Here is a 5,213-nt window from a genome sequence, read left to right on the forward strand (position 1 = left end):
CTCGGCCACGCGGCCGTGCGCGTCGCTCGTGCTCACAGGGGCTTCACGCAAGACGGTCATTGCAGAACACTCCAAGGTCGGTGCGGAACGGTCGCCGCTGTGGCGGGGAACCAGCTCACCCTTATGACCCTACGATCACAGACCAGCGAGACATGGGTGCGACTCTGTACAAGACCTGAGCCCTGTTCCTGGTGGGGGTTAACAGGACCCGATGGCAAGGCCCTGCACACCGGCCAGGCCGCAGCACGCAACCAGTCCCATGAAGGGGTCAAGAATTCATCCGCTCCTCACAAAGAAGCCCTAGGGTGCCCGGCATGACGACTCCCGGTCCCACCACTCCGAGCGACACCTCCGCCCCCACCGACCCCAGCGAGGTCCCCGGCCTCGGCTCGGCCGCGCCCCTGCAGACCTCCGAGACGGTCGCCGACCCGAAGACGGTCTCCGTGGGCGTCGGCCCGAAGACCGCGTGGGCGCCCCGCCCCAACGACGTCCTCAGCCCCGAGCAGAAGGAGCTGGACGACCTGACCGACGAGGAGCTGGAGGCGCTGACCCAGGACAGCGTCTCCAAGGGCGTCCTCGGCGGCGCGTCCGCCATCGTCTCGGCGGCCCTCGGTGTGATCTCGCTGAGCGGCACGTACCTCGGCACCGTCGTGCAGCAGCGTCAGGGCGTCATCGGCCAGATCGGCGCGAAGTCCAACGCGGACCTGGTGAAGAACGCGTACACCGACGCCTGGCACCGCATGGCCGAGTGGAACGGCGTGTTCGCGCTGGTCGCGGCGCTGGTCGGCGCGGCGACGCTGTTCGGCGGGGCGTTCCTGTCCTCCAAGGAGATCCCCTCGTGGGTCAAGGCGGTCGCCTGGGCCGGCGTGGTGCTCGGCGTGATCGGTCTTTTCGTCTCCGCATCGATCTACCTCGACTGGTTCATGACCCCGCTCAAGGCTCCCGCCACGGCCAGCACCGGCGGCTGATGCCCGCGCTTGCACCTCCAGGGGCGCGAGGCTCTGCCAATATGCGGCTCCGCCGCGTGCGCGCGAGCACCCACCCAGCGCGGATGGCCCTGCTCGCTGAGTGACACACCACGCACGGGTGGCTTGTCGCGCAGTTCCCCGCGCCCCTGACCTGTTGCGACGACGGGTCGCAGCGAGGCTCCGGGCTCGCGCCCTCTACCGGCGGCTGTTCAGGTGCACCTCCCGGTCGATGCCGAGTTCGGCGAGGAAGCGCTGGTCGTGGGAGACCACGATGAGCGCGCCGCGGTAGCCGGACAGGGCGGTGGTGAGCTGGCGAACGCCTGCGAGGTCGAGGTTGTTGGTGGGCTCGTCCAGCAGCAGCAGCTGCGGGGCCGGCTCGGCCAGGAGCAGCGCCGCCAGCGTGGCGCGGAAGCGTTCGCCGCCGGAGAGCGTGCCGACGAACTGCTCCGCGCGGGCGCCGCGGAAGAGGAAGCGGGCGAGCCGCGCGCGCAGCGCGTTCTCGCTGGCCTCGGGGGCGAACCGCGCCGCGTTGGCGACGATGCTCGCCTCCTCGTCGAGCAGGTCCAGCCGCTGCGGCAGGTACCGCAGCGGGACGGGGCGGTGCACCTCGCCCGCGAGCGGCTCCAGCTCGCCGATGATCGTCCGCAGCAGCGTCGTCTTGCCGCTGCCGTTCGCGCCGATCAGCGCGACCCGCTCCGGCCCGCGCAGCTCCAGCCGGAGCCGCGGGCCTTCCGGATCGGCGTACCGCGGCAGCAGATCCCTCAGCTCCAGCACCGTGCGGCCCGCCGGGACCTCCGTCGCGGGCAGGTCGACGCGGATCTCGTCGTCGTCCCGGACGGCGAGCTCCGCCTCGGAGAGGCGTTCGCGCGCGAGGCGGACCTTCTCCTCGTGCTCGTTGCGCAGGCGGCCCGCGGACTGCTCCGCCGCCCGCTTGCGGGCGCCCATGACGATCTTCGGTTCCCTCTTGTTCTCGAACATCTTCTGGCCATAGCGCTTCCGCCGGGCCAGCTTGACCTGGGTGTCCACCAGTTCGCGGCGCTGGCGCCGCAGATCGGACCCGGCGACGCGGACGTCGCGCTGCGCCGCCTCCTGGGCGACGGCGAGCGCCTCCTCGTAGGCGGTGAAGTTGCCCCCGAACCAGGTGACCTCGCCCTCACGCAGTTCGGCGACGGAGTCCACCAGGTCCAGCAGCGCGCGGTCGTGGCTGACCACGACGAGCGTGCCGCGGAACTCGGTGACGGCCCGGTAGAGCCGTTCCCGTGCACCGATGTCGAGGTTGTTCGTCGGCTCGTCGAGCAGCAGCACGTCGGGACGGCGCAGCAGTTGCCCGGCCAGGCCGAGCAGGACGGCCTCGCCGCCGGACAGCTCGGCGAGGCGCCGGTCCAGGCCGAGGTGGCCGAGGCGGAGCCGGTCCAGTTCCGCGAGGGCGCGCTCCTCGACGTCCCACTGGTCGCCGACGGCGGCGTAGTTCTCCTCGGTCACCTCGCCGCGCTCGATGGCGCGCAGTGCGCGGCGCGGACCGGCGATGCCGAGGGCGGCGTCGACGGGCAGCTCCACGTCCAGGGGCAGGTGCTGCGGCAGGTAGCCGAGGGTGCCGCTGACGCGGACGTGCCCGTCGTCCGGCGCGAGGTCGCCGGCGACCAGCCGCAGCAGCGTGGACTTGCCGCTGCCGTTGCGGCCGATCAGTCCGGTGCGGCCGACGCCGACGGCGAGGTCGAGCCCGTCCAGGACGGGTGTCCCGTCGGGCCAGGCGTAGTGGAGCCCCGTCGCGACGACCGCTGGCTCGGAGGTGGTGGGGTGTGACATGGGGGGCTCCCGGTGACGTTGGGGACATCGATCCAGCGACACGTGGGAGACACGAAGAGCCCGACGAAGGAGCCGTCGAGAGCGCGACGGCGCGGAGGCGCGCATGCGAAAGCCGCCCGGTAACGGGACGAGGGCACAGCACGGCTGAGGTCGGGACGTGTCTCCGAGCTCAGCAGAGCAAGGGCCTTCTCCTGTCGGGCGGCAGCAGGTACGACGTCCACGGTAGGAGCGGCCCCGGGGTCGCGCAAACGAATTACCGACCGTCCTCGATCGGGCGAATACGGCGGCCGTTCGCCGTGTCCCCGAACCGGCACGCGGGGCGGCTTGCCATCGTGCCTCCATGCGCGTTCTGATCCGGCTCACCCTTGCCGCCGCCACCTGTTCCACGCTGCTCGGCGCAGCGCCCGCGCCCGCGCCGACCGCGGTCGCCCCCTACACCGAGGGGCACCAGTTCGTCCGGTTGAGCCCGCCGGTGAAGACGCCGCCGCGCGAGGTCACCGAGGTGTTCTGGTACAACTGCGCGCACTCGTACCAGTTGGAGCAGCCGCTGGAGGAGTGGGCGGCGCGGCAGGACCCGCCCGTGGTGATCCGGCACATCCCGGCCGCGTGGCCGGACCAGCCGATGATGATGGCCTACGCGCGGCTCTACTACACCCTCGACAAGCTCGGCGTCGCGCAGCGCGAGGCGCTTTCCGTGTTCCACGCGGTGCGGGACGAGGGAACGGACCTGACCACGGAGGACGCCGTCGTCGACTGGGCGACCGGCGAGGGGCTGGACCCGGTCGCGGTCCGGAACGCCTACGAGTCGCGGCAGGTGCAGGACGAGACGCAGGCCGCGCCGGCGCTGCGCGAGAAGTACCAGACGAGCGAAATGCCGAGCGTCATCGTCGGCGGCACGTTCCGGACGTCGCCGTTCATGTACCCGGAGGGCGTCGACGGCACGGTGCCGGTCGTCGACTACCTCTACCGGCACGAGGGCGGAGCACCGACCCGCTGACACGAGCCCACGGGCGTCGACGAGCCTCCTGCGGGCATGCGGCACGGCGACGCCCGTTCGGCTGCAGTGAGCACAACTGCAGTGATCACAACTGCGGTGATCAGCTGTACTCCCGCAGCCGCGGGCGGACGCCGCCGAGGACCAGCAGCATCGCCACGGCGCACACCGCCGCGGAGATCCCCGCCCAACCGGACAGGTCGTCGGACGCGGCGCCCGCGTGCGAGCCGAAGGCCGCCGCGTCGGTCGCGGCCAGCGCGCCGAGGTGGACGGAGAAGTCGTAGTAGGTGAAGGCGACGTCGTCGCGGCCGACGCCGGTCAGGCGCAGCGCGGCGCCGTTGACGTCGCCGCCGTCGGCGACCTGCCGCAGGCCGGCGTCCGAGCCGAGGTAGGCGTCGAAGCGCTGGCGGACCACGGCCGACGCCGGGGAACGGTCCTGGGCCAGGAGCTGCTTGACGGTTCCGGCGTCGGTCTGGAAGGCCGACGCGAGCGAGGGCCGGTAGTCGGTGTCGACGACCCAGCGGCTCTGCCGGGCCTCGGCGTCGGCGGCCGCGACGGACGCCTGGGACAGGCGGGCGTAGGGCGTGTAGCCGGCCGAAACCGCCGAGTCGACCTCACCGGCCGCGCCGACCAGCGCGGAGGCCGTGCCGACCAGCAGTGCCGCCACGCACGCGGTGGCGACCACCAGCGGCAGGTTGAGGATGCGGTTGTGGCGCACCGTCAGATCCCTTTGCCACCACACCAGCAGCAGAGCGGCGGCAAGGCCGAGCACGCCGAGCAGCGCCGCGTAGGAGAGGGCGGCGTCGTGGGCGGCGGACCGGTCGGTGACCATCTGCCGGTCCGCGTTGTCGCGCAGCGCGGCGACATCGGGCAGCAGCTTGGTCTGGAGCAGCGCGTCGGCCTGGGCGTAGTTGTCGACCGCGCCGGGCACCGGGTGGCCGACGACGGGGTTCGCCTGGCTGCTGACGAAGTACTCCTCCGTGCCGGTCCAGGAGTCGTAGAGATTGAGCGTGTCCAGCAGGTCCTGGACCTGCTGCGGCTCGGCGGCGGCGAGCTGCGCCAGCGCGGCGGCCGCGTCGCGCTGGTCCGCCTGGGCGGTGAGGCCGGCCAGGACGCCGTCGTCGACGAGGACGGGGGTGGCGGTCGGGTCGGTCGGGTCGGCTGCGGCGTAGCCCATGACCAGGGACTTGGCACGCTGGGCGTCCAGGTCGGCCAGCGCCTGGTACAGCCGCCCGGCCGCGGCGGCGCGGGGCTCGGAGACGGAGGTCAGCTGGTGGACCCGGGCCGCGGTGTCGGCGAAGCCGAGCAACGCGGTGACCAGCAGGGCCGCGAGCAGCAGCAGTGCGGCGACGGCCTGCGCCCGCAGGCGGAACACCGGCCCGGCGGCACGCCGCATGCCCCTGCCGCGCGCGGCGGCGGAGCCGGTCGCTGCGCCGGAGCCGGTC

At 72.7% G+C, this 5,213-nt stretch carries 4 protein-coding genes; 2 read left to right on the plus strand and 2 right to left on the minus strand.

The features are described from left to right. Positions 1-314: 314 nt before the first annotated feature. The gene (locus TR48_RS38765) at positions 315-968 is read left to right on the plus strand and encodes a hypothetical protein (protein WP_052442567.1); all 654 of its coding nucleotides are present in this window, start codon (positions 315-317) and stop codon (positions 966-968) included. Positions 969-1,163: 195 nt separating this feature from the next. Here TR48_RS38765 and TR48_RS11100 read toward each other — a convergent pair whose 3' ends face one another. Continuing rightward, positions 1,164-2,774, minus strand: a complete 1,611-nt coding sequence (locus TR48_RS11100; protein WP_042365871.1) for an ABC-F family ATP-binding cassette domain-containing protein — start codon at positions 2,772-2,774, stop codon at positions 1,164-1,166. A 340-nt stretch (positions 2,775-3,114) separates the two neighbouring features. Here TR48_RS11100 and TR48_RS11105 point away from each other — a divergent pair, with 340 nt between their 5' ends. Beyond that, on the plus strand, positions 3,115-3,771 hold the full coding sequence (locus TR48_RS11105) for a thiol:disulfide interchange protein DsbA/DsbL (RefSeq protein WP_042365872.1): 657 nt from the start codon (positions 3,115-3,117) through the stop codon (positions 3,769-3,771). A gap of 100 nt (positions 3,772-3,871) precedes the next feature. Here TR48_RS11105 and TR48_RS43100 read toward each other — a convergent pair. After that, positions 3,872-5,213: GlnX family signal transduction membrane protein (locus TR48_RS43100; protein ID WP_042365873.1), on the minus strand; the 1,342-nt coding region annotated here is incomplete at its 5' end.

The sequence above is a fragment of the Streptacidiphilus neutrinimicus genome, from assembly GCF_000787815.1.
Lineage (GTDB): Bacteria > Actinomycetota > Actinomycetes > Streptomycetales > Streptomycetaceae > Streptacidiphilus > Streptacidiphilus neutrinimicus.

Bases quoted from the DNA above. Each gene is read 5' to 3' on its own strand.
- TR48_RS38765 (WP_052442567.1), top strand. From the start codon at position 315: ATGACGACTCCCGGTCCCACCACTCCGAGCGACACCTCCGCCCCCACC.
- TR48_RS11100 (WP_042365871.1), bottom strand. From the start codon at position 2,774: ATGTCACACCCCACCACCTCCGAGCCAGCGGTCGTCGCGACGGGGCTC.
- TR48_RS11105 (WP_042365872.1), top strand. From the start codon at position 3,115: ATGCGCGTTCTGATCCGGCTCACCCTTGCCGCCGCCACCTGTTCCACG.